At 66.9% G+C, this 25,683-nt stretch carries 25 protein-coding genes, 5 tRNA genes and 1 pseudogene; 23 read left to right on the forward strand and 8 right to left on the reverse strand.

The window, feature by feature from the left end; translation table 11 throughout:
- Positions 1-33 precede the first annotated feature (33 nt).
- Positions 34-456: a type IV pilin protein gene (locus AC5P6A_RS05955; RefSeq protein WP_180877529.1), complete on the forward strand. Its 423-nt coding sequence runs from the start codon at positions 34-36 to the stop codon at positions 454-456.
- 78 nt (positions 457-534) lie between these two features.
- Positions 535-611, forward strand: a tRNA-Asn gene (locus AC5P6A_RS05960).
- A gap of 49 nt (positions 612-660) precedes the next feature.
- Here the strand turns inward: AC5P6A_RS05960 and AC5P6A_RS05965 are convergent.
- On the reverse strand, positions 661-1,197 hold the full coding sequence (locus tag AC5P6A_RS05965) for a GspH/FimT family protein (protein WP_111097906.1): 537 nt from the start codon (positions 1,195-1,197) through the stop codon (positions 661-663).
- 129 nt (positions 1,198-1,326) lie between these two features.
- Between AC5P6A_RS05965 and uvrB the strand changes: the two genes are divergently transcribed.
- From uvrB to AC5P6A_RS05980, 3 genes are all read left to right on the forward strand, one after another.
- The gene (uvrB, locus tag AC5P6A_RS05970) at positions 1,327-3,351 is read left to right on the forward strand and encodes an excinuclease ABC subunit UvrB (protein WP_346474578.1); all 2,025 of its coding nucleotides are present in this window, start codon (positions 1,327-1,329) and stop codon (positions 3,349-3,351) included.
- Between the two features lie 107 nt (positions 3,352-3,458).
- Positions 3,459-3,533, forward strand: a tRNA-Val gene (locus AC5P6A_RS05975).
- A 98-nt stretch (positions 3,534-3,631) separates the two neighbouring features.
- Positions 3,632-3,706: transfer RNA gene (locus AC5P6A_RS05980), tRNA-Val, on the forward strand.
- Between the two features lie 96 nt (positions 3,707-3,802).
- On the opposite strand, the gene AC5P6A_RS05985 is transcribed toward AC5P6A_RS05980, so the two are convergent.
- From AC5P6A_RS05985 to AC5P6A_RS06000, 4 genes are all read right to left on the reverse strand, one after another.
- On the reverse strand, positions 3,803-4,135 hold the full coding sequence (locus AC5P6A_RS05985; RefSeq protein ID WP_021203592.1) for a hypothetical protein: 333 nt from the start codon (positions 4,133-4,135) through the stop codon (positions 3,803-3,805).
- A gap of 232 nt (positions 4,136-4,367) precedes the next feature.
- Positions 4,368-4,559 (reverse strand): hypothetical protein, encoded by a 192-nt coding sequence (locus AC5P6A_RS05990; RefSeq protein ID WP_019659008.1) that lies wholly within the window; start codon positions 4,557-4,559, stop codon positions 4,368-4,370.
- A gap of 63 nt (positions 4,560-4,622) precedes the next feature.
- Positions 4,623-4,814, reverse strand: coding sequence for a hypothetical protein (locus tag AC5P6A_RS05995; RefSeq protein WP_019659007.1), 192 nt, complete (start codon positions 4,812-4,814; stop codon positions 4,623-4,625).
- 110 nt (positions 4,815-4,924) lie between these two features.
- Positions 4,925-5,494 carry a peroxiredoxin family protein gene (locus AC5P6A_RS06000; protein WP_227843944.1) on the reverse strand — a complete coding sequence of 190 codons (570 nt, stop codon included), beginning with the start codon at positions 5,492-5,494 and terminating at the stop codon, positions 4,925-4,927.
- 121 nt (positions 5,495-5,615) lie between these two features.
- Here AC5P6A_RS06000 and AC5P6A_RS06005 point away from each other — a divergent pair, with 121 nt between their 5' ends.
- Positions 5,616-5,756, forward strand: coding sequence for a hypothetical protein (locus AC5P6A_RS06005; protein ID WP_021203593.1), 141 nt, complete (start codon positions 5,616-5,618; stop codon positions 5,754-5,756).
- Positions 5,757-5,774: 18 nt separating this feature from the next.
- Here AC5P6A_RS06005 and AC5P6A_RS06010 read toward each other — a convergent pair whose 3' ends face one another.
- Positions 5,775-6,059 carry a hypothetical protein gene (locus AC5P6A_RS06010; protein ID WP_019659004.1) on the reverse strand — a complete coding sequence of 95 codons (285 nt, stop codon included), beginning with the start codon at positions 6,057-6,059 and terminating at the stop codon, positions 5,775-5,777.
- 32 nt (positions 6,060-6,091) lie between these two features.
- Positions 6,092-6,193 (reverse strand): annotated as a pseudogene (locus AC5P6A_RS06015) (MipA/OmpV family protein); the annotation flags it as partial.
- Between the two features lie 209 nt (positions 6,194-6,402).
- Between AC5P6A_RS06015 and AC5P6A_RS06020 the strand changes: the two are divergent.
- The 13 genes from AC5P6A_RS06020 to AC5P6A_RS06080 all read left to right on the forward strand — a co-directional run bounded on the left by AC5P6A_RS06020 (position 6,403) and on the right by AC5P6A_RS06080 (position 20,288).
- Positions 6,403-7,074, forward strand: coding sequence for a response regulator (locus AC5P6A_RS06020; RefSeq protein WP_180877532.1), 672 nt, complete (start codon positions 6,403-6,405; stop codon positions 7,072-7,074).
- Position 7,075: 1 nt separating this feature from the next.
- Complete coding sequence (locus tag AC5P6A_RS06025; protein WP_021203594.1) at positions 7,076-8,419, forward strand: sensor histidine kinase; 1,344 nt, start codon at positions 7,076-7,078, stop codon at positions 8,417-8,419.
- Positions 8,420-8,478: 59 nt separating this feature from the next.
- Complete coding sequence (locus AC5P6A_RS06030; RefSeq protein WP_180877534.1) at positions 8,479-10,878, forward strand: DNA internalization-related competence protein ComEC/Rec2; 2,400 nt, start codon at positions 8,479-8,481, stop codon at positions 10,876-10,878.
- Positions 10,879-10,881: 3 nt separating this feature from the next.
- The gene (locus AC5P6A_RS06035; RefSeq protein WP_164144408.1) at positions 10,882-11,544 is read left to right on the forward strand and encodes a MotA/TolQ/ExbB proton channel family protein; all 663 of its coding nucleotides are present in this window, start codon (positions 10,882-10,884) and stop codon (positions 11,542-11,544) included.
- A gap of 3 nt (positions 11,545-11,547) precedes the next feature.
- Positions 11,548-11,970: an ExbD/TolR family protein gene (locus AC5P6A_RS06040; RefSeq protein WP_019658998.1), complete on the forward strand. Its 423-nt coding sequence runs from the start codon at positions 11,548-11,550 to the stop codon at positions 11,968-11,970.
- Positions 11,967-13,715, forward strand: a complete 1,749-nt coding sequence (msbA, locus tag AC5P6A_RS06045) for a lipid A export permease/ATP-binding protein MsbA (protein WP_019658997.1) — start codon at positions 11,967-11,969, stop codon at positions 13,713-13,715. The genes AC5P6A_RS06040 and msbA overlap by 4 nt, the downstream gene beginning before the upstream one ends.
- Positions 13,715-14,734 carry a tetraacyldisaccharide 4'-kinase gene (gene lpxK / locus AC5P6A_RS06050; protein ID WP_180877536.1) on the forward strand — a complete coding sequence of 340 codons (1,020 nt, stop codon included), beginning with the start codon at positions 13,715-13,717 and terminating at the stop codon, positions 14,732-14,734. The genes msbA and lpxK overlap by 1 nt, the downstream gene beginning before the upstream one ends.
- Before the next feature lie 74 nt (positions 14,735-14,808).
- Positions 14,809-15,582: a 3-deoxy-manno-octulosonate cytidylyltransferase gene (gene kdsB, locus AC5P6A_RS06055; RefSeq protein WP_180877537.1), complete on the forward strand. Its 774-nt coding sequence runs from the start codon at positions 14,809-14,811 to the stop codon at positions 15,580-15,582.
- Positions 15,579-16,067, forward strand: a complete 489-nt coding sequence (locus AC5P6A_RS06060; protein WP_180877538.1) for a low molecular weight protein-tyrosine-phosphatase — start codon at positions 15,579-15,581, stop codon at positions 16,065-16,067. The genes kdsB and AC5P6A_RS06060 overlap by 4 nt, the downstream gene beginning before the upstream one ends.
- Positions 16,064-17,476 carry a hypothetical protein gene (locus AC5P6A_RS06065; protein ID WP_155029247.1) on the forward strand — a complete coding sequence of 471 codons (1,413 nt, stop codon included), beginning with the start codon at positions 16,064-16,066 and terminating at the stop codon, positions 17,474-17,476. The genes AC5P6A_RS06060 and AC5P6A_RS06065 overlap by 4 nt, the downstream gene beginning before the upstream one ends.
- Complete coding sequence (uvrC, locus tag AC5P6A_RS06070) at positions 17,473-19,317, forward strand: excinuclease ABC subunit UvrC (RefSeq protein WP_197591995.1); 1,845 nt, start codon at positions 17,473-17,475, stop codon at positions 19,315-19,317. The genes AC5P6A_RS06065 and uvrC overlap by 4 nt, the downstream gene beginning before the upstream one ends.
- An 18-nt stretch (positions 19,318-19,335) precedes the next feature.
- Positions 19,336-19,962 carry a CDP-diacylglycerol--glycerol-3-phosphate 3-phosphatidyltransferase gene (gene pgsA, locus AC5P6A_RS06075; RefSeq protein WP_099495020.1) on the forward strand — a complete coding sequence of 209 codons (627 nt, stop codon included), beginning with the start codon at positions 19,336-19,338 and terminating at the stop codon, positions 19,960-19,962.
- 250 nt (positions 19,963-20,212) lie between these two features.
- Positions 20,213-20,288 (forward strand) — tRNA-Gly (locus AC5P6A_RS06080).
- 67 nt (positions 20,289-20,355) lie between these two features.
- On the opposite strand, the gene AC5P6A_RS06085 is transcribed toward AC5P6A_RS06080, so the two are convergent.
- A complete protein-coding gene (locus AC5P6A_RS06085) occupies positions 20,356-21,132 on the reverse strand; it encodes a hypothetical protein (RefSeq protein ID WP_134729537.1) in 777 nt (258 codons plus the stop codon).
- 294 nt (positions 21,133-21,426) lie between these two features.
- Between AC5P6A_RS06085 and AC5P6A_RS06090 the strand changes: the two genes are divergently transcribed.
- The 4 genes from AC5P6A_RS06090 to AC5P6A_RS06105 all read left to right on the forward strand — a co-directional run bounded on the left by AC5P6A_RS06090 (position 21,427) and on the right by AC5P6A_RS06105 (position 25,683).
- Complete coding sequence (locus AC5P6A_RS06090) at positions 21,427-22,533, forward strand: NAD(P)/FAD-dependent oxidoreductase (protein ID WP_346714710.1); 1,107 nt, start codon at positions 21,427-21,429, stop codon at positions 22,531-22,533.
- A 114-nt stretch (positions 22,534-22,647) separates the two neighbouring features.
- A tRNA-Gly gene (locus AC5P6A_RS06095) sits at positions 22,648-22,723 on the forward strand.
- A 360-nt stretch (positions 22,724-23,083) separates the two neighbouring features.
- A complete protein-coding gene (locus AC5P6A_RS06100; protein WP_180877547.1) occupies positions 23,084-24,547 on the forward strand; it encodes an efflux transporter outer membrane subunit in 1,464 nt (487 codons plus the stop codon).
- Complete coding sequence (locus AC5P6A_RS06105) at positions 24,544-25,683, forward strand: ABC transporter permease (RefSeq protein WP_099495017.1); 1,140 nt, start codon at positions 24,544-24,546, stop codon at positions 25,681-25,683. The genes AC5P6A_RS06100 and AC5P6A_RS06105 overlap by 4 nt, the downstream gene beginning before the upstream one ends.

A 25,683-nucleotide genomic window follows, 5' to 3' on the forward strand; every position in this document is an offset into this window, starting at 1 on the left:
GTCCGTGCTTCGTCGATCAATGGAGTTGCTGCAATGCACACGACGTTCGCCCCTGGCCGCCTGGCCCGCGGATTCACTCTCATTGAACTGATGATCGTGGTGGCAGTCGTGGCGATCCTCGCTGCGATCGCGTACCCGAACTACAGCGATCATGTGCGAAAGTCGCGGCGTGCGCAGGCCAAGGCCGATCTGGTGGAGTATGCGCAGCTGGCCGAGCGCTACCACACCATCAACAACACCTATGTGGGCTTCACCTTCCCGGGCGGAGCTGATTCCATCAACTCGCCACGCGAGGGCGGCACTGCGGCGTACACCTTGTCCATGGAAACCGCGCAATCGACGTTTACGTTTACGGCGACGGCTGCCAATGCTCAGGCCGAAGACAAGTGTGGTGACCTGTCCCTCAATCAGGCCAATGTGAAGACATCCAAGGGCACGCTGTCCGAATGCTGGTGATGTGGAAAAGCGCGCCGGCGGGCGTCGTGGGCAGGAGTGTTGCACTCTCTGATCGAGGTGATTACAATGCGCCTCCCCGCCCGAATAGCTCAGCCGGTTAGAGCACTTGACTGTTAATCAGGGGGTCGTTGGTTCGAGTCCAACTTCGGGCGCCAGGTTATACGCATCAAAGGCTTGCGGTCATCCGCAGGCCTTTTTTTGTTATCAGCAGGGTCGATCGGTCCTGGTCCGTGTTGATCGGACGCGCCCGCTGTTGCTGACGATTATCCGGGAGTGCTCACGGCCGTCCGCGCAGATGCGCAGCGTCAGATTGGCTCCAGGGCTGCGGCCATCCGGTTGGAAGTAAAGCTGCGGCCGGCCACTGCTGGTGGTTCCCCGGATCCTGATGTTCGGAAAGCCTGCCTGGTGCATCAGAATAGCGTCGGCAGAAGAGGGGGGTTCGCGCCGGCCGCTTGTCCTGTAGATGACCCACCCCTGGCTCCAGTCGTCGCCGCAGTGGTGGCCATCGGTGCTTGCGCAGATGCCGATCAAGTTTCGGCGCATGATCGCCTGGTAGCGCGCAGCAGCGAGTCCGGACTGCAGGTTGATACGGGTGGCGTCCGCACGCTGCCGCAACAGCATCGAATGCAGGGTGGGCCATCCGGCGGCCAGCAGCACGGCCAACACGGCCACCACCGCCATCAGTTCGACCAGGTGCATGCCTCGCGGCGCCGTAGGGCTGGGGATTGGGCAGTGGCGCATGAGTCCAGCCTCCCTCGTCCAGCGTCGCCGGCGCCATCAGGCACTGCCGCGCCCGCCTGCCCGGAAACCCCTCAGCTGGCCGTCACCGCTTGCCCCGTATACTCACCCTTCCCGGGAACTGGCAACACCATGAGCGACCGTTTTGAACTCGTCTCGCCGTATTCGCCGGCAGGCGACCAGCCTGATGCCATCGCAAAGCTGACCAGCAACTTCGAAGCGGGCATCGCCAAGCAGACCCTGCTGGGCGTCACCGGTTCGGGCAAGACCTACACCATCGCCAACGTCATCCAGAACGTGCAGAAGCCGACGCTGATCATGGCGCCGAACAAGACGCTGGCGGCGCAGCTGTACGGTGAGTTCAAGGCATTCTTCCCGCACAACGCGGTGGAGTACTTCGTCAGCTACTACGATTACTACCAGCCGGAAGCCTACGTGCCGTCGTCGGACACCTTCATCGAGAAGGACAGTTCGATCAACGAACACATCGAGCAGATGCGGCTGGCCGCGACCAAGACCCTGCTGTCGCGCCCGGACGCGATCGTGGTGGCCACGGTGTCCGCGATCTATGGCCTGGGTGCGCCGGAAGACTACCTTTCACTGCGCCTGATCCTGTCCAAGGGCGAGCGCATCGACCAGCGCAACCTGATCAATCACCTCACCCAGCTGCAGTACACGCGCAATGAGTACGAGCTGCAGCGCGGTACCTTCCGCGTGCGCGGCGAAGTGATCGACGTGTTCCCGGCCGAGTCGGACAGCGAAGCACTGCGCCTTGAACTGTTCGATGGCGAGGTCGAGAAGATCACCCTGTTCGACCCGCTGACCGGCGAGACGCTGCGCAACATGCAGCGCTTCACGGTCTACCCGAAGACCCACTATGCGACCACGCGCGAGCGCGTGCTGGCGGCGATCGAGACGATCAAGGTAGAGCTGAAGGAGCGGCTGGAGCAGCTCTACGCGCAGAACAAGCTGGTGGAGGCGCAGCGCCTGGCCCAGCGCACCCAGTTTGACCTGGAAATGATGGCCGAGGTTGGCTACTGCAACGGCATCGAGAACTACTCCCGGCATCTGACCGGCAAGAATGCCGGCGAGCCGCCGCCGACCCTGTTCGATTACCTGCCGCCGGATGCACTGCTGGTGATCGACGAATCGCACGTGACCATTCCGCAGATCGGCGCCATGTTCAAGGGCGACCGCTCGCGCAAGGAGACCCTGGTCGAATTCGGTTTCCGCCTGCCGTCGGCGCTGGACAACCGCCCGCTGCGCTTCGAGGAGTGGGAGGAGCGCTGCCCGCGCAGCATCTACGTGTCGGCCACGCCCGGGCCCTATGAACTGCGTGAAGCCGGTGACGAGATCACCGAACTGGTGGTGCGCCCGACCGGCCTGATCGACCCGGTGGTGGAGATCCGCCCGGTCGGTACCCAGGTCGACGACCTGATGAGCGAGGCCAACGCGCGCATCAAGGCGGGCGACCGCGTGCTGGTCACCACGCTGACCAAGCGCATGGCCGAGAATCTCACGGAATACCTCACCGAACATGGTATCCGCGTGCGCTACCTGCACTCGGACGTGGACACGGTCGAGCGCGTGGAGATCATCCGCGACCTGCGGCTGGGCAAGTTCGACGTGCTGGTCGGCATCAACCTGCTGCGCGAAGGCCTGGACATGCCCGAGGTATCGCTGGTGGCGATCCTTGATGCCGACAAGGAGGGCTTCCTGCGTTCCACCGGTTCGCTGATCCAGACCATCGGCCGTGCCGCGCGCAACGTGCGTGGCAAGGCGATCCTGTATGCGGACAAGATCACCCGTTCGATGCAGGCCGCGATCGATGAGACCGACCGCCGTCGTGCCAAACAGGTCGAGTACAACGAGGAACATGGCATCGTGCCGCGCTCGGTGGCGCGCCCGATCGTCGACGTGCTGGAAGGCGCGCGTTCGGATGCGGCAGAGAAGGAAGCGAAGAAGGGCAAGGGCAAGGGCAGGCCTGGCGTGGCCGAGGACGGGGGCGACTATCGCTCGCTCAGCCCGGCCCAGCTGGCGTCCCGTCTCAAGGCGCTGGAACAGCAGATGTACCAGCATGCGAAGGACCTCGAATTCGAGGACGCGGCCCGCGTGCGCGACCAGATCAGGCAGCTGAAGGAGGCGAGTCTGGGCTGAACGCGGCAGTGCAGCATCTTCTTCACGAGAGTATTGCACTTCACGGCGGGCATACGTAATATACGCGGCCTGCACCGACGCAATCGCGAACGTTCAGAAGCAAAAACGGGCGGTTAGCTCAGCGGTAGAGCACTACCTTGACATGGTAGGGGTCACAGGTTCGAACCCTGTACCGCCCACCACGAAGTCCTCGGAAGAGGGCTGTCGTGAAATGCAAAGCCCGGCCCTGGCGCCGGGTTTTTACGTAGCAAGGCCAGCTTTCGGGCGGCAAGAACAAGATGGGCGGTTAGCTCAGCGGTAGAGCACTACCTTGACATGGTAGGGGTCACAGGTTCGAACCCTGTACCGCCCACCACCTGGCTCCCGGCACTGCCGGTGCAACGGTGGATCAGAATGAAAGCCGGCCCCGGGCCGGCTTTTTTCGTTTGCGCCAATGGGCTGCAGCCAGCGGTCAGCGTTGGGCCACCCATTCGTCGATGCTGATCATGCGCTGCAGCCGCCAATGCCCGTCCACGCGTTCCCAGACCTGCGCAACGCGTGCCGAGCCGGTGCGCTGCTGCGGGGTGTCCGCCCGCAGGGGCTGGTTGCCCACGCGCAGCACGCGATCCTGGCGCAGCCGGTAAAGCTGAAGGGTGGCCGGGTCTGCTTTCTCATCCGGCATTGGAGATGCTCCTGCCTGCCCAGCCTCGGCCTGCAGGATCTGGCTGCGCAGGGAAGCATCCCCGGCGTCGGTATCGCGGCCGAACAGGCCAGCGCACAACAGCAGCAGGGCAAGCATCGGCATGGCACGGTGCTCCGGAGAAGGGAGTCCAGCGTGGCACTGCCCCCTGCGGTGTGAAACCGGTATGCGACGAAAGCCGGTAAAGCGCGCGCCAAGGCGCCCGGGGAAGGATGAATCCGGGGCCGGAAGTGCCGGGCCGCCCCAAGAGACGGCCCGGCGCGATGCCCAATGCGGGTGGGCGCCGATCAACACCGCTGCGCTGGGTCAGCGCTGGCGACCCGCAGTTCGGCTTCGATTACAGCGGATCACAGCACAGCACCTGGCCAGGCTTGCCGGAGTTGCCGAACGGGCAGCTCGGATGCGGCTCGCAACCGGGCGCATAGCCGGTCTTGGGCGCAACGGCAAAGGCCTGGCTGGTGCCGAAGGCCATGGCCGCGACAACGACGATACCGGCGACAGACGAGAACAGCTTCTTCTTACCGATCATGCGTGGCTCCTTCAGGTGTGGAAATGCACGGTGTAGGCCGTTTGCGGGACGGCCTTGCACAGGTCAGTTCGGCTGGCAGCAGATGCGGGTACCACCGATTGTCCCGTTGCCGCCGAAAACGCAGCCCGGCGTGTAGGTGCAGCCCGGCGCGAAGCCAGCCTTGGTTGGCTTCGCAAAGGCCTGGGACGCGCCGAACGACAGCGCGGCGACAACGACGATACCGGCGACGGACGAAAGGACCTTCTTTCCGATCATGTGTATCTCCTTGGTTGGCGTTGGTGTTGCAGTTGCCGAAGGCACCGGAGTGCCGGTTGTGGCGCGAATCTGGTGGCGAGGGCGGGCGCGCGGATCGGGCGCGTGGCGCCTCAGTGCAATGCAAGGCGAGGCGCCAGCGACTTCATGGCGGCCTGCACGACCTGCTCATCGAGCTGGCCGACGTGTTTGTAGGCCACGCTGCCATCTGCAGCCAGCACCACCAGCATCGGTGTGACCGTGGCGCGGTAGCGTCTGGCGGCATCGCCGTCGCTGTCGATGGCGATCGGGAAGCGCAGATCGTGCTTGCCGGCGTAGTCGGCCAGTTCATCGTAGGGAGGAAGCCCCACGCCGACCAGCTCGCTGGTGCCACGTCCGCCAGCAATCTGCTGCAGCTGCGGCATCGAGGCCAGGCAATAGCGGCAGGCGGTGGAAAAGAAGTACAGGATCTGGGCAGTGCTGCGTTCGCCGCCGATCATCACCCGGGTGCGCTGGGTGGTTTTCAATGCCAACGTATCGGCACGCGTGCCCAGCGCCAGGCCATGCGCCTCATGCTGCATGGCCTGCAGCTGGGCGGCCATCTGCTCGTTGATCTGCCGCAACTGGCGGTTCTGCCATCCCAGCGCGATGATCAACGCCGACAGCAGCAGGGTAGCAACAGGAACCAGGGCGCGCTTGAGCATTGATCATCCTTGAACGCAGCGTTGTCCGGAACATACCCGAACTGCGGCGCGAGTTGTTAAGCAGACGTTCCGCGCGTCGCCGTGGCGTGCGCGTCCCTACCACTCTCAGGATCCGTCTCAGATGAGCGAGCATGTTCCGGCTCCCCGGACCAATCCATTCGTCGAGCTGCTGTTCGGCGGCAACATGCTGGAAGGCACCTTCAAGGCCGTGGTCTGGGTAGCTCTGCTGGCTGCGGTGCTGGCCTGGGCCACCTTCCGCTGAGCCATCGCGCCCCTGCGCTCAGGCGTTGAAGACCTGCCGCAGGCTGTGCAGCGTAGCCTGGCGGTGCTCCTTTGCGGTCGCTTCGCTCATCTCAAGTTCCTGCAGGCGCAGCCCGACCAGGGTCATCGACAGCGCGTAGGTGCGTGCCGCATCGGCGACGCGCGAAAGCCCGAGTGCGCGGCGGGCCAGCGCATCCACATGCTCCAGATCGGGCATAAGGCCCAGATACGCACGTTCTGCGCTGTCCAGGTCGGGAGCACACAGGATCGCATGGGCTTCGAGGGGGGCGGAGACGCAGGCCATGAGGGGTGTCCTTGTCTGTAACGGGCGCTCGCTCAGAACGAGCGCATCAGGGAATCGAAGGCCGACGTCTGTGTCCCACGCCGCGCCATCGGGCTGTCCTTTACTGCATCGCCGAACCGCTGGTTGGCGGCCAACGGAAAGCTGATGGCAGCGGAGAACAGCAACAGGCGCAGCAGGGTAGGGGGCAGCAACGGCATCGATCAGCCACTTTGCGGAGGATGGCTGTGCATGGTGCGGGCGCAACATTGTCAGAACATTGCGCGTCGGCAATCGGCACGCGAAGGCGCCCAAACCCGGCGCAAGGCACTATGATCGGCAGCGTTTCCGGTAGCCGAACCCCCTGATGCGCATCCTCCTGGTCGAAGATGATCCCGATCTGTCCCGAGCCCTGCAATCGGGCCTGGAGCGGCAGGGCGTGGTCGCCGACGTGGTCGGAAGCCTGGCCGAAGCTACGATCGCGCTGCGCGAACCGGTACACCAGTTGATGTTGCTCGACCGCCAGCTGCCCGATGGCGATGGCGCGGCGTTCGTCGCCACCGCGCGTGCACTGCGGCCTAACCTGGCGGTGATCATGCTGACCGCCAAGGGCACGTTGTCAGACAAGGTCGAGGGCCTGGATGTGGGGGCCGATGACTACCTGGTGAAGCCAGTGGCGATCGAGGAACTGATGGCGCGGATCCGTGCAGTCTCACGGCGGCCCTCGGCGATGGTGACGCCGCGCCTGCACCTGGGGCGGCTGGAATTCGACTTCGAATCGCTGCAGGCGCAGGTGGCAGGCCAGCCGCTGGCACTGCCCCGGCGCCAGGTGCTGGTGCTGCAGGCGCTGGCGATGCGCCAGGGGCGCACGGTCACACGCAGCGCGCTGGAAGCGGCGGTGTACGGGTTTGATGACGAGATCCAGTCCAATGCACTCGACGCGCACATTTCCAAGCTGCGCAAGGCGCTGCAGCAGGCCGGGGCCGGTGTGGAGATCCATGTGATCCGCGGCGTCGGCTATCTGCTGGCGGAGGCGTGAGATGACCCGACCGATCCGCTCCATCACGCTCGGCCTGGCCTGGCGGTTGTTCCTGGCGCAGGCCTTCACTGTGTTGTTCGCGGTGGTCGCGTTGATCCTGACCTGGGGCGACAAGGACACTTGGGGAATGGACATGTTCACGGCCGAGGCGGTAGCCAAAGCCGTGCACAGCGAAGGCGGCCGGCTGGTACTGGACCAGGCGCGCTGGGACAGGCTCAATGCCGGGGCGGGGGGCAACCTCTGGTTCGCGGCGGTTGATGACAGGGGTACGTGGCTGGAGCGCGGCACGATTCCTGCGGTCCACGCCCCGTTGCTGGCACGCTTGCCGACAGTGGGCGCCACCGAACTGGGTTCACTGGTGCCGCCCTATCTGGACGTTGCGCGGGTGATGATCCGCAACGAGGATGGGCGGCGCATCACGGTGATGGTGGGCGGGGCACCGAAGGGCGGGCTGCTGGACGGCGCACTGATGGTGCTGCGCCTTATCGGCCTGTGGTTCTTCCTGCCGCTGATCGTGATCACGCTGCTGGTGATGCCGACCGTGATCCACCGTGCGATGCGCGGCGTGCGTCGCTCCGCGCAACAGGCCAAGGAGCTGGATATCGGCCAGCCGGGTGCGCGGCTGGATGCGCAGCTGGTGTCGACCGAGGTCGCGCCGCTGGTGGAAGCTTTCAACGACGCGATCGACAAGGTGCAGCAGGGCTATGCAGCACGTGACAAGTTCCTCGCCGATGCCGCGCACGAGCTGCGGGTGCCGATTGCAGTGGTACAGGCGCGCTTGTCGCAGCTGCCGCAGGGTGAGCTGAAATCGCAGCTGCTGACCGACGTGGCGCGGCTCGGCAACGTCGCCGAGCACCTGCTTGACCTGCAGCGGCTCGATCGCAATGTCGGCGCACTGCAGCGGCTGGATCTGGCGCTGCTGGTGCGTGAAGCGGCCGCCGATCTGGCGCCACTGGTGGTCGGCGCCGGCTATGGCTTCGAGGTGGATGCGCCGGAGTCGCCCGTGTGGATCCATGGCGACAGCCTGGCGCTGGGGCGGGTGATCGCCAACCTGGTGCACAACGCCATCGTCCACGGCGGCGGGCGCGGCACCATCTGCGTGCGCCTGGATGCACGTGGCCTTCTGGAAGTCAGCGATCAGGGCGCCGGTATTCCGGTGAGTGACCGTGAAGCGATCTTCGAGCCGTTCCATCGCCTGCGCGCGGCGGGCAGCGGCAGTGGCCTCGGCCTGCATCTGGTGAAGGAAATCGTGCAGCATCACGGCGGCTCGGTCAGTGTCGGCGAGGCCACCGGCGGTGGTGCCAGCTTCCGGGTCAACTTCCATCGCGGCACCGTCCGGCGCTGACAGCCGCGCGGGGGAAACCCCGATAGGCAGCCTGTAGCGCCTGGCGGCAGGCTGATGGAATGGCTTCCGAACGTTCCGCGCCGGCCCTGTTCGGCCCCGGCTGCGCTGCCGGCCTGGTGCTGGGCGCGCTGGCCTGCGTGCAGATGCCGGCGCTGCTGCCGCTGTGGCTGAGCGCGCCGATGGCGGTTGCCGGCGGCGCGGGCTGGCTGCTGCGCTGGCGCGGCCGCCCCTGGGCTGCAATCGTGCTCGGCCTGGCATGGGCAACATTGCACGGGCATTGGGCGCTGCACGGCCAGCTGCCACCCGGCGCGCCGCCGCAGGATGTGCGGGTGAGCGGACGGGTCGCCGATCTTCCGCAGCGGGGGCCCGGCTACACCCGTTTCGTGTTGCACGTGGATGAGGCCGATGCGCTGCCAGCGCTGCGCGGCAAGCGCCTGCAGGTCACCTGGAACGATCCGTGGCGCGGGTCGTCAGCGCACGAGGCCGAGGGTGGGCGGCATGCGGTTCGTGCGGGATCGCATTGGCAGTTGCCGCTGCGCGTGCGTGCGCCACGTTCGCGGATCAATCCCGGCGGCTTCGACGGCGAACGCCATGCCTTGCTGCGCGGCATCTCCGGCAATGGCACGGTACGCGACCCGGGGGCTGCGCGTGAGCGCGCGCCTGCGCAGGGCCTGCCAGCCTGGCGCGAGCGCAGCAGTGACGCCATCGCTACGCAGGTGGCACATCCTGCCGCGCGGTTCGTGCAGGCCTTGGCGCTGGGCGATACCCGCGGGCTGTCCGATGCCGACTGGGAGCACCTGCGCGCGCTGGGCCTGACCCATCTGGTCGCCATTTCCGGTTTTCACGTGGGCGTGGTGGCGGGCTTCGGGGTACTGCTGTGCCGCTTGTCGTGGTGGCTGTGCCCGGTGCTGGGACATTGCTGGCCACGGCCACAGGCGGCGGCATGGGGTGCAGCGCTGGCCGCAGCCGCCTATGCCGTGGCCGCCGGCGGCGCGCTGCCAACGGTGCGCGCGGCGCTGATGATCGGGCTGGTGGCACTGGCCCGTGCCGGACGTCGCCCGGTGGGTGCGGGGCAGGGGTTGGCCCTGGCCGCGATGGTGATGCTGCTGCCGGCGCCGCTGTCGGTGTTGTCGGCCGGCTTCTGGCTCAGCTTTGGCGGGGTGCTGTGGCTGCTGTGGTGCCTGCCGCGAACCGGGCCGGAGGGCGCCGGTGGGGGCCTGCGTGGCTTCCTGGCCGCCCAGGGCGTGGCCAGCCTCGGCCTGTTGCCGCTGTGCGTGGCCCTGTTCGGCGGCACCGCGCGGTTGGGGCCGCTGGTCAACCTGCCGATCATTCCGTGGTGGACGTTGCTGGTGGTGCCGTTGTCGTTGCTGGGTACGGGGCTGCATGCGCTGCACGAGGGAGCCGGCCGCTGGTCCTGGCGTGCTGCGGCCTGGCTGTTCGAGCTGAGCTGGCAGGCGCTGCAGCCACTGGCGCTGCACCCGCAGGCCATGTGGTGGTTGGCCGAGGCGCCGCGCTGGGCCGTACCGGCGGCATTGGCGGGGGTGTTCTGGTGGCTGCTGCCACGCGGCGCCGGCGGTGGCCTGGCGGGCCTGCTGCTGTGCCTGCCGCTGTTGTGGCCGGCGCGGCATGCACCGGCCGAGGGGGAACTGGAGCTGCTGGTGCACGATGTGGGGCAGGGCACAGCGGTGCTGGTGCGTACAGCGCGGCACGCACTCTGGTACGACGTAGGGCCTCCGACCGGCGGCGAGGGCAACGAGCGCATTCTGGTCCCGGCCCTGCGCGCGCTCGGCCAGGCGCCGCCCCGGCAGGTGATGCTCAGCCATGACCATCTTGATCACACCGGCAGCCTGTCCAGCCTGCGACGGCAGCTGTCCGGACTGCAGCTGCTGGCGCCACCGGGCAGCACCATCGCCGGCGCCACGCCCTGCCAGCAGGGGCTGCGCTGGCAGTGGGACGGGGTAGATTTCCAGGTCCTGCACCCGGCGCCGGGCAGCCGTGAGGCTGAGAACGAAGACAGCTGCGTGCTGCGCATCGCCAGCCACCACGGCGTGGTCCTGCTGCCGGGTGACATCGGCCGACCGGCCGAGCGGACGCTGCTGCAGTCGTCTCCGGCCGCGCTGAAGGCGGATGTGGTGCTGGTGCCGCATCATGGCAGCGGTGGCAGCTCCAGCGCGCCGTGGGTGGCCGCCGTGGCGCCACGGTTGGCGGTGGTTTCGGCCGGCCACCGCAACCGTTTCGGCCATCCACGCCAGGACGTGGTCCAACGCTGGCAGGCGCAGGGGGCGGAAGTGCTGGCCACGGCCGACTCCGGCGCGATCCGCGTATGGCTTGGTGCACAAGGGCTGCAGCTGCGTGAACAGCGTATCCACGCATCCCGGTGGTGGGATGCCGCTGGGCGGGCGCGGTCGGCTGCTATCCTATCGCCGAACGAACAAGCGGCCGTTGGGCCGGAGGGTTGAAACGTGTGGGAACTGGTCAAGGCCGGTGGCTGGCCGATGGTGCCGCTGCTGCTGTTGGGCGTACTGGCTTTGGCGATCATCCTGGAGCGTTTCTGGTCCCTGCGGCGGACTGAAGTGATGCCGCCCGGCCTCGGCCAGGAAGTGCGCAACTGGGCCGCACGCGGCAAGCTTGACCCGGCGCACCTGCAGACCCTGCGTGCCAACTCGCCGCTGGGCGCATTGCTGGCGGCCGCGCTGGAAGCCCGCAATCGTCCGCGCGACCAGATCCGCGAGCGCATCGAGGACACCGGCCGCCACCTGGTGCACCGCATGGAACGTTTCCTCAACGCGCTGGGCACCATTGCCTCGGCCGGCCCGCTGCTGGGCCTGCTGGGCACCGTGATCGGCATGATCCAGATGTTCCTGGGCATCCTCGACCATGGCGTGGGCGACGTGAACCAGCTGGCCGGCGGCATCGGCAAGGCGCTGGTGTGCACCGCCACCGGCATGATCGTGGCCATCCCGGCGCTCATGTTCCATCGCTATTTCAAGGGCCGGATCCACGGCTATGTGGTGGAAATGGAACAGGAAGCCAGTGCCCTGCTGGATACGCTCGACGGCCGCCCCGGGGTGATGAACCCGGCCGCGCCGGCGCGGCCAGCCCACGCTGCCACGGCGAAGGCCTGATCGATGCGTATCGGCAATGACCGATCCCAGGATGAGCCGCATATCGATCTGGTGCCGCTGATCGACGTCATCCTGGTGCTGATCATCTTCTTCGTGGTCACCACCACCTTCGATGCGCGCTCGACGCTGCAGGTGCAGCTGCCGACCGCCAGCCAGCAGCCCAGCAACGAGCCGCCGCGCTCGCTCAGCGTGCTGATCAACGCCGAAGGCCGCTATTTCATCAATGACCAGGAAGTGCTGCGCAGCGATGTCGAGTCGGTCAAGCAGACCATCGCATCGGTCGCCGGCAGCGATCGCAGCCAGCCGGTGCTGCTGCGCGCCGACGCACGCACCCCCTACCAGGCCGTGGTGACTGCGCAGGACGCGCTCGGTCAGCTCGGTTTCCGTCGTATCGCCATTGCAACTGCGCCAGAGGTGCGTCCATGAGTTCCCATCACGCGCCGGTGTGGCCGATCTACAAACGTCTGCTGGGCTACACCCGCACCTACTGGGTGTTCATGGTGGGCGCGGTCATCGCCATGGTGGTCGAAGCCCTGGCCGGCTATCACTTCACCAAGCTGATGGAGCCGCTGGTCAACGAGGGGTTTGTCGATCCGCAGCCGCGCGCGGCCGTGGTCCTGCCGCTGACCATCCTCGGCCTGTTCCTGATGCGCAGCGTGGCCACCTGGGTCAGCGACTATACGCTGGCCAAGACCGGCCGCAGCGTGGTCCGCGACCTGCGTGAGCAGGTGCTGCAGAAGTACCTGCACCTGCCGTCGTCGCACTTCGACACCGAAGCAACGCCGGTGATGGTCAGCCGCCTGAACTTCGATACCGAGCAGGTCACCCAGGCCAGCGCCGACGCGCTGAAGACCGTGGTGGCCGATACCCTCACCATCATCGCGATGCTGGCGGTGATGCTGCAGATGAGCGTCAAGGTAACCCTGGCGATGCTGCTGGTGGTGCCGCTGATCGGTGCCATCGTGTCCTACGTGGGCAAGCGCTATCGTCGCATCAGCCGCGGCATCCAGGACGGCATGGGCACGATGGCGCAGACCGCCGAGCAGTCCTTGGCGGCGCAGCAGGAAGTGAAGGTGCACGGCACCCAGCAGCATGAGATCTCGCGCTACTCGCGCCTGGCCAACCGCATGCTGGCGCTGAACATGAAGGTCGAGGTGACCCGCGCAGCGGCGTCCAGCGTGGTGCAGTTCCTGGCCGCACTGGCGCTGGCGGTGATCGTCTGGGTGTCGACCCGCGAAGCCCTGGCCGGCCGCCTCAATGCCGGCCAGTTCATGGGCCTGATGACCTCGATGATGGCGATCATTCCTTCGCTGCGGCGCCTGACCAGCGTGCAGACCTCGATTTCGCGCGGCGTGTCCGCCGCCGAGCGCCTGTTCGGCATCCTCGACATGCCGGTGGAGCGCGACGAAGGCCAGCACCGCGTGCAACGCGTGCGTGGCGAACTGGCGTTCGACCACGTCATGCTGCGCTACCGCGAAGACAGTGGCATCGCCCTGGACGACATCAGTTTCGTTGCCAGGCCGGGTACGGTGACGGCCATTGTCGGCCGTTCCGGCAGCGGAAAGACCAGCCTGATCCGGCTGGTGCCACGCTTCTACGAGCCCAGTGGCGGCGTCATCACCCTCGATGGCGTGGCGCTGGATCACTATCCGCTGGCTGACCTGCGCCGGCAGGTGGCGATCGTCGGGCAGAAGGTGATGCTGTTCGATGACACCATCGCCGCCAACATCGCCTATGGCATGGAAGCGACCGACGAGCAGATCCGCGCGGCGGCCGAAGCCGCCAACGCGTGGGAGTTCATCGCACGCATGCCGCAGCAGCTGCAGACGCCGGTAGGCGAGAACGGCGCGCTGCTGTCCGGTGGCCAGCGCCAGCGCCTGGCGATCGCCCGCGCGATCCTGCGCGACGCCCCGATCCTGATCCTCGACGAAGCCACTGCGGCGCTGGACAACGAATCCGAGCGCCTGGTGCAGGACGCGCTGCAGCGCCTGATGCCCGAACGCACCACGCTGGTCATCGCGCACCGGCTGTCGACCATCGAGCATGCCGACCAGGTGCTGGTGATGGACCATGGCCGCATCGTTGAACGCGGCACCCACAAGGAGCTGCTCGAGCTGGGCGGCCTGTACCAGCATCTGCACAGCATGCAGTTCCGCGAAAGGCAGGACTGATGGCCGGCAAGGGTACCCAGACCCCGGCGTACTGGTACGACGGCAGCCCGGTTCCGTGGGCGATGCGCCTGCTGGCGCCGCTGTACGCCGGTGTCACCGCACTGCGCCGGCGCGCCTATCGGCGTGGCTGGCGCAAGCGCCACTCGCTGCCGGTGCCGGTCATCGTGGTCGGCAACATCACCGCCGGTGGTACCGGCAAGACGCCGCTGACGATTGCCTTGGTCGAGCGCCTGCGCGCGGCCGGCTGGAAGCCGGGCGTGGCCAGCCGCGGCTATGGTCGCGAAGACGCCGACAAGCCGCTGTGGGTGCAGGCCGATACGCCAACCGCGAAGGGCGGTGACGAACCGGTGCTGATCGCCTGGAAGACCGGCGTGCCGGTGCGCGTGGACCGTGACCGTGTCGCCGCCGGCAAGGCGCTGATCGAGGCTGGCTGCGATGTGATCGTCTGCGATGACGGCCTGCAGCATTACCGGCTGGCACGCGACATCGAGATCGAGGTGGTCGATGCGCAGCGTCGCTATGGCAATGGCCGGATGATTCCGGCCGGGCCGCTGCGCGAGCCGGTCAGCCGCGCCAGCGAATGCGATTTCCGCGTGGTCAATCTCGGTCAGGCCGATGAGGAGACTGCGGCACAGGCCTGTGGCTTCGGCCAGTGGCCGATGGCCCTGCACATCGACAGTGCGCAGCCGCTGGCCGGTGGCCGCGCGCGCCCGCTGGCGTACTTCAAGGGCCAGCGCGTGCATGCGGTGGCCGGCATCGCCCATCCGCAGCGCTTCTTCGACATGCTGCGCGCGCGTGGCATCGGCGTCGTGCCGCATGCGTTCGCCGACCACCAGGCCTATCAGCCGCAGGACCTGTCCTTCGGCAGCCAGCTGCCGGTACTGATGACCGAAAAGGATGCGGTGAAATGCCGGGCGTTCGGCAACGACTGGCACTACGCGGTTCCGCTGCGCGCCGAGTTGCCCGCCGCGTTCTGGGTGGCGCTGACTGACCGCCTGGACAAGCTGCGACCGAACTGAGCGGCGCAGCGGCGCTTGCATTCACGCGCCGCCGGCCGCATTCCCCTTGTAACGAGCCTGCCGAGTACCGCCCCATGACCGAATTCGTCGTCGCCATCCCGGCCCGCTATGCCGCCTCGCGGCTGCCCGGCAAGCCGTTGCGCCTGCTGGGGGGTGAACCGCTGGTACTGCACGTGGCGCGCCGCGCGCTGCAGGCCGGCGCCCGGGAGGTCTGGGTAGCGACCGACGATCAGCGCATTGCCGATGCGCTGTCCGGGCTGGCCGAGGTGAAGGTGGCGATGACCGCTGCGTCGCATGCGTCCGGCACCGATCGCCTGGCCGAGTGCGCACGCATTGCCGGCTGGGCCGATGACACGGTGGTGGTCAACCTGCAGGGCGACGAGCCGTTCGCGCCGGCGGCCGGCATCCGCGCCGTGGCCGAGGTACTGGCCAACGGCACTGCACCGATGTCGACCCTGGCCACCGCCGTCGAGGACGCGCCTACGCTGTTCGACCCGAACGTCGTGAAGCTAGTGCGCAACGTGCGCAACGAGGCGATGTACTTCAGCCGCGCGCCGATCGCCTGGCACCGCGACGGCTTCGCACGCAGCCGCGACACGCTGCCGGACGGCCACCACTGGCTGCGCCACATCGGCATCTACGGCTACCGCGCCGGTTTCCTGCAGCGGTTCGCGGCGATGCCGCCAGGCCAGCTGGAGCAGGTCGAATCGCTGGAACAGCTGCGCGTGCTGGAAGCGGGCTACCCGATCAGCGTGGCGATCTCGCCCGAACCGTTCCCGCCGGGCATCGACACGCCCGAGGACCTGGAGCGCGCCGAGCGGCTGCTGCAGGCGATGGCCGCGCGATGAGGCTGCTGGTCGTCTGCCTCGGCAACATCTGCCGTTCGCCGATGGCCGAAGGTGCGCTGCGTGCACGCCTGGAGGCCTCGCCGCTGGCCGGGCGGGTGCAGGTGGATTCGGCCGGCACCGGCGACTGGCACGTGGGCGAGCCACCGGACCGGCGTGCGATCGCCTGCGCGGCCGGGCACGGTGTGGACATCGGCAGCCTGCGCGCACGCCAGCTGCAGGCCGCGGATTTCGACCGTTTCGACTGGATCCTGTGTGCCGACGAGGCCAACCTGCGTGACGCCGGTCGCCTGGCGTCGGTGGCGCAGCGCGAACGGCTGGCGCTGTACCTGCCCTGGTCCGGCGCGCAGGGGCGGATCGCGATCCCCGATCCGTACACCGGCGGGAGCGATCATTTCGAACAGGTCTGGTCGCTGGTCGACGATGCTGCAAAACGTGCAGTGGCACGACTGTTGCATGACGCCGACTCCGGCATAATCGGATCATGAACGTCCAGCCCGTCCCGGACCTGCCCGAGTTCGCCACCTGGCTCAACGCCACCCCCTGCACCCTGACCGAACTGCGCGGCCGGCCGGTCGCGCTGCTGTTCGTCAATGCGGCCTCCGCCTGGAGCGCGCAACGCCTGGCCGAGTTCGGCCAATGGCTGTCGCGCCATCCGGGCAAGCTGCAGCCGCTGGTGCTGCAGGTGCCGCGCTTCGATTTCGAACGTGACGCCAGCGCTGCACTGAAACTGCTGCGTCGCCAGGGCCTGACCATGCCTGTGCTGCTGGATGCCGACTGGGATGGCTGGCGCCGCTTCGGCGTCAGCGCCTGGCCGACCCTGGTGCTGCTGGATGCACAGGGCAGGGAGCAGCAACGGCTGATCGGGCTGGGGGCCCCCGGTGAACTGGAGCGCGCCTTGAACGCGCTGTGCCAGGGAGCCCCTTCGGCGCCGTCGCGCGGGGGCAGCGAACTGCATCCGGAACCGCGCCAGGCCCTGCGCTTCCCGTTGGGGCTGGCAGTCAGCACCGAGCGCCTGTACATCGCCGACAGTGGCCACCACCGCATCCTTGAATGCAGCCACGGTGGCCGCATCCTGCGCCAGTTCGGCCTCGGTACCGCCGATTTCATGGATGGCAACCTTGCCGAAGCGGCATTCCATCGCCCGCAGGCGCTGGTGCTGGAGCGTGATGCGCTGTACGTGGCCGATACCGGCAACCATGCCGTGCGCCGCATCAACCTGTTGACCGGCATCGTCGACACCCTGTGTGGCAACGGGCGCCCCGGTGCGCCGGTGGAAGGTCCGGTTGCGCAGCCGCGGCAGGTCTCGCTGGACCACCCGGTCGGCTTGGCCATTGCCGACAACCAGCTGCACATCGCGATGGCCGGCGACAACCGCATCTGGAGCTACCACCTGGGCCAGCGCAGCCTGCAATGGCGCGCCGGCAGCGGCTCCATTGACGAGCGTGATGGCAGCGGCCATCTGGCGGCCTTCGCCCAGCCCACCGCGCTCGCCGTGGTGCAGCAGGTGCTGTACGTGGCCGATGCGCTGGGTTCCTCGATCCGCGCGCTTCAGCTGCGTGGCGACCTGGTGCAGACCCTGGTCGGGCAGGGGCCCTGGCGCTTCGGCAGTGAAGACGGTCCCCGCGCCCAAGCCAGCCTGCAGTTCCCGCAGGCCATCGCGCTGAGCCCGGATGCGCCGCTGCTGTGGATTGCCGATACCGGCAACGGCCGCCTGCGCACGCTGCGCCTGGGCGGAGGCGAACTGACGACCCAACCGCTGCCGCGTCGCCTGCATGGCCCGGCCGGCCTGGCGGTGGGGGCCGGGGCGGTGTGGATTGCCGAGACCGACGCCCATGCCGTGCTGCGATTCGATCCCGACAGCGGCGTGCTCAGCGAAGTGCCGATCAGCGAATGACCGACGTTCCCGCCCCGGCCTTCGACGGCAAGGCCTTCGCGGCCCAGCTCAGCACCGCGCCCGGCGTGTACCGCATGTACGCCGCCGACGACACCCTGCTGTATGTGGGCAAGGCCCGTGCACTGCGCAATCGCGTTGGCAGCTACTTCAACGGCAGTCCGAAGAACGCGCGGATCATGTCGATGATCTCGCAGATCGCGCGCATGGACGTGACCGTCACACGCTCGGAAGCCGAGGCGCTACTGCTGGAAAACCAGCTGATCAAATCCCTATCGCCGCGTTACAACGTTTCGCTGCGCGACGACAAGACCTACCCGCATGTACTGCTGACCCGCGAGGACTGGCCGCGCATCGCGCTGCATCGCGGCCCGCGCGCCATTCCCGGCCGCTATTTCGGTCCGTACCCGGGCGTGACCGCGGTACGCGAAACGCTGAACCTGATGCACAAGCTGTTCAAGCTGCGCAGCTGCGAGGACAGCGTGTTCCGCAACCGTTCGCGGCCGTGCCTGCAGTACCAGATCGGCCGTTGCAGCGCGCCGTGCGTGGAGCTGGTAGCGCCTGCCGAGTACGCCGAATCGGTGCGCCGCGCCGCGCTGTTCCTGGAGGGCAAGAGCGACGAGCTCACCCGCGAGCTGGGCGAGCAGATGCAGGCCGCCAGCGAGGCGCTGGAGTTCGAGCAGGCCGCGCGCCTGCGCGATCTGATTTCCTCGCTGCGCAGCATGCAGACCCGCCAGTACGTGGACGGTCGCGCCGCGGACCTGGACGTGCTGGCGGTGGCCATGCAGGGGTCGCAGGCCTGCGTGCTGCTGCTGGCCTTCCGAGATGGCCGCAACCTCGGCACCCGCCCGTTCTTCCCGCGCACCAACGGCGAGGAGAGCCCGGAAGAAGTGCTGGCCGCGTTCGTTTCGCAGTACTACATCGAATTCGAGCCGCCGCGCGAGATCCTGCTGGACCGCGAAATTCCCGACGCCGACCTGCTGGTCGCCGCGCTGTCCGCCTCGGCCGAGCGCAAGGTGCAGCTGAAGTGGAACGTGCGCGGCGAGCGCGCCGGCTACGTGGAACTGGCCAGCCGCAACGCGCAGCTGACCCTGGCCACCGAACTCAACAGCCGCAACGCGCAGCACGCGCGCAGCGACGCACTGCGCGAGATGCTGGGCCTGGCCGAGCCGGTCAAACGGGTCGAATGTTTCGACATCAGTCACACCCTGGGCGAGGCCACCGTGGCCTCGTGCGTGGTGTTCGACGCCGCCGGTCCGGTGCGTGCGCAGTACCGCCGCTTCAACATCAGCGGCATCGAGCCGGGCGATGACTACGCCGCCATGCGCCAGGCCATCGACCGCCGCTTCCGCCGTGCGGTGGAAGAGCAGGGCGTATTGCCGGATGTGCTGCTGATCGACGGTGGCGCCGGCCAGTTGGCCCAGGCCCAGGCCGCGCTCGCCGACCTGGGCGTGGAAGGCGTGCTGCTGGTGGGCGTGGCCAAGGGCGTGGAACGCCGCGCCGGCCACGAAGCGCTGGTGATGCCCGACGGTCGCGAGCTGCGCCCGGGCGCAGCCAATCCAGCGTTGCAGTTCATCCAGCAGGTGCGCGACGAGGCGCACCGTTTTGCCATCACCGGCCACCGTGGGCGCCGCCAGAAGGCACGGATGACCAGCAAGCTGGAGGATATCCCCGGCATCGGGCCGCGCCGCCGCGCCAGCCTGCTCAAGCATTTCGGTGGCCTGGTGGGCCTGAAAGCCGCTGGCGAAGCGGAAATCGCCAAGGTGGAAGGCATCAATGACGCCCTCGCGGCACGTATCTACGCTAACCTGCACGGGTTGGCCACGCCCGATGCGGCCGAGTAGAGAGAGAAGCACGCAAGCATGAAGTTGACCCTGCCCACCTGGCTGACGTTGTTGCGGATCGTGATGATCCCGGTGCTGGTGCTGGTGTTCTACCTGCCCTATACCTGGACCAACTTCGCTTCGGCGGCGATCTTCGGCTTGGCCGCGATCACCGACTGGCTTGACGGTTGGATCGCACGCCGTTACCAGTTGGAGTCGGCATTCGGCGCCTTCCTCGACCCGGTCGCGGACAAGCTGATGGTGGCAGTGGCGCTGTTCCTGATCGTGCAGGGCCATCCGACGCCGTGGATGGCGTTCTGGGCGGCGGTCATCGTCGGCCGTGAGATTGCAGTATCGGCGCTGCGCGAATGGATGGCCGAACTGGGCCAGCGCGCGAAGGTACGCGTGGCGATGATCGGCAAGGTCAAGACCACCGCGCAGATGGTCGCGCTGCTGTGCCTGCTGTATTCGGTGGCCCCGAACGTGCCGGTGGAAGACATCTGGATGGGCTGGCCGGTGTTCCGCATCGGCGACTGGACCCTGGCCATTGCCGCCGTGCTGACCCTGTGGTCGGGCCTGCAGTACCTGCACGCCGCCTGGCCGAGCCTGCGCGATGACGAGCGCGCGGCGCGCGAGCGTGCGCGGCAGAAGAAGCTGGGCAACTGAGCCCCGGGGTCTGAGCCCCGGGGTCGGATCCCTTTCCGAAGGAAAGGGCTCTGACCCCATCGATGCGCTATCCACGCATGGCGTGGATGTACTGGAAATGCTGCGTCCACGGATGGTGCGGATCCATCAGTTTGCGGGGATGCCGTGGTAGATCCACGCCATGCGTGGATACGCAATGCAAGGTGCCTCGCAGACCCTGAGAAAAAGCGCTTGACGCCATCCTTGGAATAGGTAAAATTTCGCCTCCCAAGCGGGAATAGCTCAGTTGGTAGAGCGCAACCTTGCCAAGGTTGAGGTCGCGAGTTCGAGTCTCGTTTCCCGCTCCAGATTCAAGAAGAACGCTCCCGCAAGGGGGCGTTTTTCGTTCTGGTTTGAATCTGTCGTCTCAATGTTCTAGATCGCCGCAAGGATCTGATCGATGTGACCAGCGGCGTCAGCATCGCGATCGTCCAGCCTCAAGTGCGCCTCGGTCGCGATGAACTTGCTGATCTGTCCAAAGCAGGCTTCGCCAAGTCGCGCTCTCCACAGTGAGAGAAAATCGAATCGAACAGTGAATGCCTGCACGTCGTTAAATACGTACACGGGCGCATCGTCAATTCCATCCATCAACGAAGCAATGTAACGATCCTGCTCGGACTCCGAATGGGTCCAGGCTGCATGCCAATCCACGCAGGGCGGCTCGCGTTGCAGGCCAAGCGGTTCTATCACGGCGATCGCATCAACGAGCTCCACTGTAATCGGATTGCATAGGGCCTTGCTTTCCAGCCAGAAGAGGTAGCTGGCGATGGACGTGATCGTATCGCACGCACGGATCGTTGCTGCTCCGGGAGTTGGTAGTGCTTGAATCACAAGTGCAACGTGGTTCTGTAATCGGACGGAGGCGCCAAGCGAGCGAAGATCGTCGAAGAATGCATCATGAGTGCTTCCTATCCTTGCTTCGCTGAAGCTGGCGCACAGGTAGTAGTTATCTCCTCCATCGACCAGCTGGCTCACTGTCCGCTGTGCTGCAAGCCGCGCAGCTTCAGCATCGCTTCTCGGAAATGTTGAAAGGAGCACCTCCCTGAAGCAGTCGGTGGCCAGCAGAAACACGATTTGATCGACTGGAATCGCCATCGTTGAATGCGCGAGGAAGGGGCATGCACCATCAGGCTTTGATGTGGCGCGGTCCATGCAATGTTTCCGAAATGGAAGCAGTGGCTTGGTATTCCTGCCGGAGCTGGCCGCTGGTTTGGGTGGCGGTGCCACTCATACATTACGCAGTCAGCTGCTTCAACCGCTACCTTGCCAAGGTTGGGACGGTGGATTCGAGTCTCGTTTCCCGCTCCAGATTCAAGAAAGACGCTCCCGCAAGGGGGCGTTTTTCGTCTGCGTATTCCGCGCTTCATTCCCACTTCACCGCCACTCCTTCGGCTCGTCACGCGGCAGTTCGAAGCTGCATCTCCGATTCTCCACGGCGATGCCGAAATGCCTCACACTTCCCCCGCCTACGACCACGACGTCGTCATCGTCGGCGCCAGTTTCGCCGGTGCCGCCTGCGCACTGGCTGCCGCCCAGTACGGTCTGCGCGTCTGCGTGCTGGAACGCAAGGCCGACCCCGGCGAGCGCCTGCACACCACTGGCATCGTGGTGAAAGAGGCGATGGAGCAGACCTGGCTGGGGCGCATGCCCGAGCACCTCGTGCAGCGCGTTGCCAACGTGCGCCTGTATGCGCCGAACCTGCGCAGCGTGTTGCTGGTCGCGCCGGGCTATTACTTCCTCACCACCGATACGCCGAACCTGATGCGCTGGCTGGCCAGCGAACTGCGCGCGAACGGTGTCGACCTGCGCCTGCAGCAGTCCTTCACCGACGCTCGTCGCTGTGGTGACGGCTGGCAGGTGGAAGGGGCAGGGCGATGCGCCTATCTGGTTGGTGCTGATGGCGCACGCTCACGCGTGGCACATCGCACCGGGCTCGGCCAGGTGCGTGACAACCTCTACGGCGTCGAGCGTGAGTTCGCCGACCTGCAATTGCCGCAGGGTGACGCGCTGCATTGCTTCGTCAACAAGCGCTACGCACCGGGCTACATCGGCTGGGTCGCGCAGAATCCAACCGGCCTGCAGGTGGGATTGGCGCTGCGTCATGACCCGCAACAGGTACGGCCGCCGGACATTGATGGCTTCCTCGACCACGTGCGCGATGTCGTCGGCATTCCGCCTTCCGTGCGCCCCTCGGCCACTCGTGCAGGGCTGGTGCCCTGCGGCCGGCCGGATGGGCCGATCACCGGCCAGCGGCTGATCCTGACCGGCGACGCTGCGGGCATCGTCTCGCCGCTGTCCGCCGGGGGCATCCACTCTTCGTGGCGGCACGGCTGGGCGGTCGGTGAGGCGATCGCCCGCCATCTGCGTGGGCAAGGGCCAGAAGCGGAACGGGTGGCGCGTCAGGTCGCCCCGGCGTTCCATGGCAAGCGCGTGCTGCGCTGGGCGATGGATCATCTGCAGGCCGACTGGCCGCTCAACGCACTGCTGCACACGGCGGCCACGCGGCGCATCGCCGAGCAGGTCTACTTCCACCGCCGTGGCCTGCGAACCTGAGGTATCGGTCCTGGGGCCTGAACGCCTCCCCACAATGCAGGCGAAAATTCCTGTTGACGCCGTGCGGCGATATCGACACAATAGCGCTCCTTCGACGCAGGTCGAACGAAATCTGCGGGAATAGCTCAGTTGGTAGAGCGCAACCTTGCCAAGGTTGAGGTCGCGAGTTCGAGTCTCGTTTCCCGCTCCAGATTCAAGAAGAACGCTCCCGGAAGGGGGCGTTTTTCGTTTGTCGGGCCGGATGCGCCCATGGGTCGCCAGCAAGCGTTCGAGGCCGGTGGAGCGGTCAGCGCGATCACGATGCACCGACAGCCACCGCCGTGATCGAAGCGATTGGCTGCCAGCGGCGGGGAAGTTCACGCGTGTGGTACGTCGAGCCGGGGAGACGTCGCAATGTGCAATGCGCCGTGAAAAGCATCCAGTGTTCTGTACCGGGAACGCGTTGAAAGCGCAGTGAAAGACTGGGGCAGCGTTGCCTGAACCGCACGCGTGTGGTGACCGTTTTCGGACCAATTCTCCATGTTCGCTCCACAATCGCACGGTAGCCTTCATTCTCCTTCTACACGTTGGCGGGCTGGTGGTCAGGCGTATCACTTCAGTGGCAGTGCCCAGGACCGGGCGCGGACTCTCCCTGCAGGCAGTGCTGCGCCCGGGCGCGCTGCTGACCAGCCTGGCGCTTGCAGGTTGCATGTCGGTGCCGCCTCCGGACCTGCCTGATCGCACGCCCAGCACCTGGACCCAGGTGCCGCAGGGCCAGGGCGTAGCGGTGGATGCCAGGCAGTGGTGGAAGATGCTGGCCGACCCGGCGCTGGACGGCCTGGTCGACCAGGCCATCGCCGGCAACCTTGATCTGCAGCAGGCCACGTTGCGCCTGCAGGCGGTGCGCATCGTCGCCGGCGCCTCCAACGCGCGCTTTCTGCCGGAAATCACCGCCAGCGCCAAGCAGGTGCAGGATGCTGCTGCGGTCGACACTTATTTCCATGCCGGTATCGAAGCGATCTGGGACCTGGGCCTGTTCGGTGCCGCCGAGAGCGCGCAGTTGAGCGCGCAGGCCTCGGCCGGCAATGCCGAGGCGCTGCGCAATGCCGCACAGGTGGCGGTGATTGCCGACGTAGTGCGCAGTTATCTGGACCTGACCGTGGCCCAGGCCCAGCAGGATCTGCTGGCCCGGCAGCAGGCCGTGGATGATCGCGGCGAACAACTGGCACTGGTTCGCCTGCGCTTGCGCCTGGATGAGCCGGGCGAGCTGGAACGCCTGCGTGCGCGCCAGGCCGCGACCCGAGCAGCGACGGCGCAGGCCCGCGAAAACGCGGACAACGCGGCCCGCGCGCTGGCGCTGCTGCTGGGGCGTGACGGGCCGGATCCCGCCTGGCGTGCATACCGCGCGCCGCCGAAGCTCGGTGCATTCTCACTGCAGCAGGTCCCTGCGGATCTGCTGCGCCACCGCCCGCAGATCCTGCTGGCCGAATCGGAGGTGATGCAGGCCGCGGCCAGCAAGGGTTCGGCGCGCGCAGCGATGTATCCACGGGTCAGCCTTGGCGGCTCCATCCTGTACGCGTACAACCTCACCCAGAACGCCCGTTCCAATTCCGACTCCAGTCCGTCGATCGGCCCGTACATTGATATTCCGCTGTGGGACTGGGGGCAGCGCCGAGCGCGCTTCCATGCCGATGAGAAGCAACTGGACGCCGCCTTGCTGGGCTACCGCAAGGCGGTGCTGGAAGGCGTGAGCGAAGTGGAAGCTGCACTGGGCAGCCTGGCGCGGCAGGACAGCAGCATCCAGTCGCTGCGCGCGGCCAACGATGCCGCCGGGCAGCAGGTCAAGCGCCAGGCGCGGCAGGTGCAGCTGGGCCTGTCCAGCGAGTTCGATGGGCTGGATACGCAGCGTGCCGTATTGGCCTCGCAGGCCGACCTGATCGGTGCTCAGGGCGCGCGCGTGCTGGCCTTTGCGTCGCTGTACCGCGCCCTCGGTGGCGCCCCGCTGCCTGCCGAGGGCGAGGGTGGATCGCAATGATCGCACTCGCCCGCAAGACCCTGGCCTATGAGTGGCGCCGGTTCCTGCCGGTGGTGCTGGCGATGTGTTTCGCCGGTGTACTGTTGATCGTGCAGGCCGCACTGGTGCTGGGCATCTTCGGTACCGCTGCGATCTACGTGAAGGCATCCTCGGCCGATCTCTGGGCCGGTTTTCCCGGCACCCAGAGCGTCAACTACGGCCATGCGATCAGCGCCGACGTCGAAAGCCACCTGCGCATGGACCCGGATGTCACCCGCGTCGAACCCTACGAGTGGGTCGACGGCGAATGGCGGTCCGGCGCGCAGGGCACTGGCAATGTGTCGGTGTACCTGTCCGGCATCTCCACCCGGGACGACGCGATGATGTTCGCGCGCATCCTCCCGGCGAACCTGCGCGCGCAGCTGCGCGAGCCGGGTGCGGTGATCGTCGACAGCGCTGATCTGGATACGCTGGGCGTGGACCTGCAGAACAACCGTGCCTGGATCAATGGCAAGGCGGTGCGCGTGGTCGCTGCACAACCGGGCCTGCGGGGCCTTGGTGGTGTCAACGTGCTGGCCTCGCTGGACACCGCGCGCGCCATCGCCGGCACCGACCCACACGAGGGAAGCACCTATTTCGTGGCGGGCTTGCGCTCGCCGGACCTGGCCGACCGCGTGCGTGACCGCCTGGCCGCGTCGATGGGCCAGGCCACACCGGTCGAGTTCTGGACCGCGCCGGCGTTCGCCAGCCGTTCGCAGCAGTATTGGCTGTTCGATACCGGCGCAGGGATCGCCGTGTTGTTCATGGCCGTCATCGTCTGCTTCGTCGGTGCGGTGATCACCAACCAGTCGTTCGCCTCGGTGGTGGCCGGCTCGGTACGCGAGTACGCCACGCTCAATGCACTCGGTGCAGGCCGCTATGCGCTGGCACGGGTGGTGTTCGAGCAGGCATTGCTGATCGGTGGCGTGGGCATGCTGCTGGCGGCGGCGTTCAGCACGTTGGTGCTGTTGATCGCGCAGACCCAGCGCGTGCCGGTGCAGCTGACGCCGATGGTGATCCTCGGCTGCGTGGCGCTGGTCGCGGTGATGGCCATGCTCTCCAGCATCATGGCGGTGCGCAGTGTCGTCCGCTCCGATCCATCGTTGCTGCTGCGTTGA

Source organism: Stenotrophomonas sp. YJH_SMC_20, assembly GCF_059367845.1.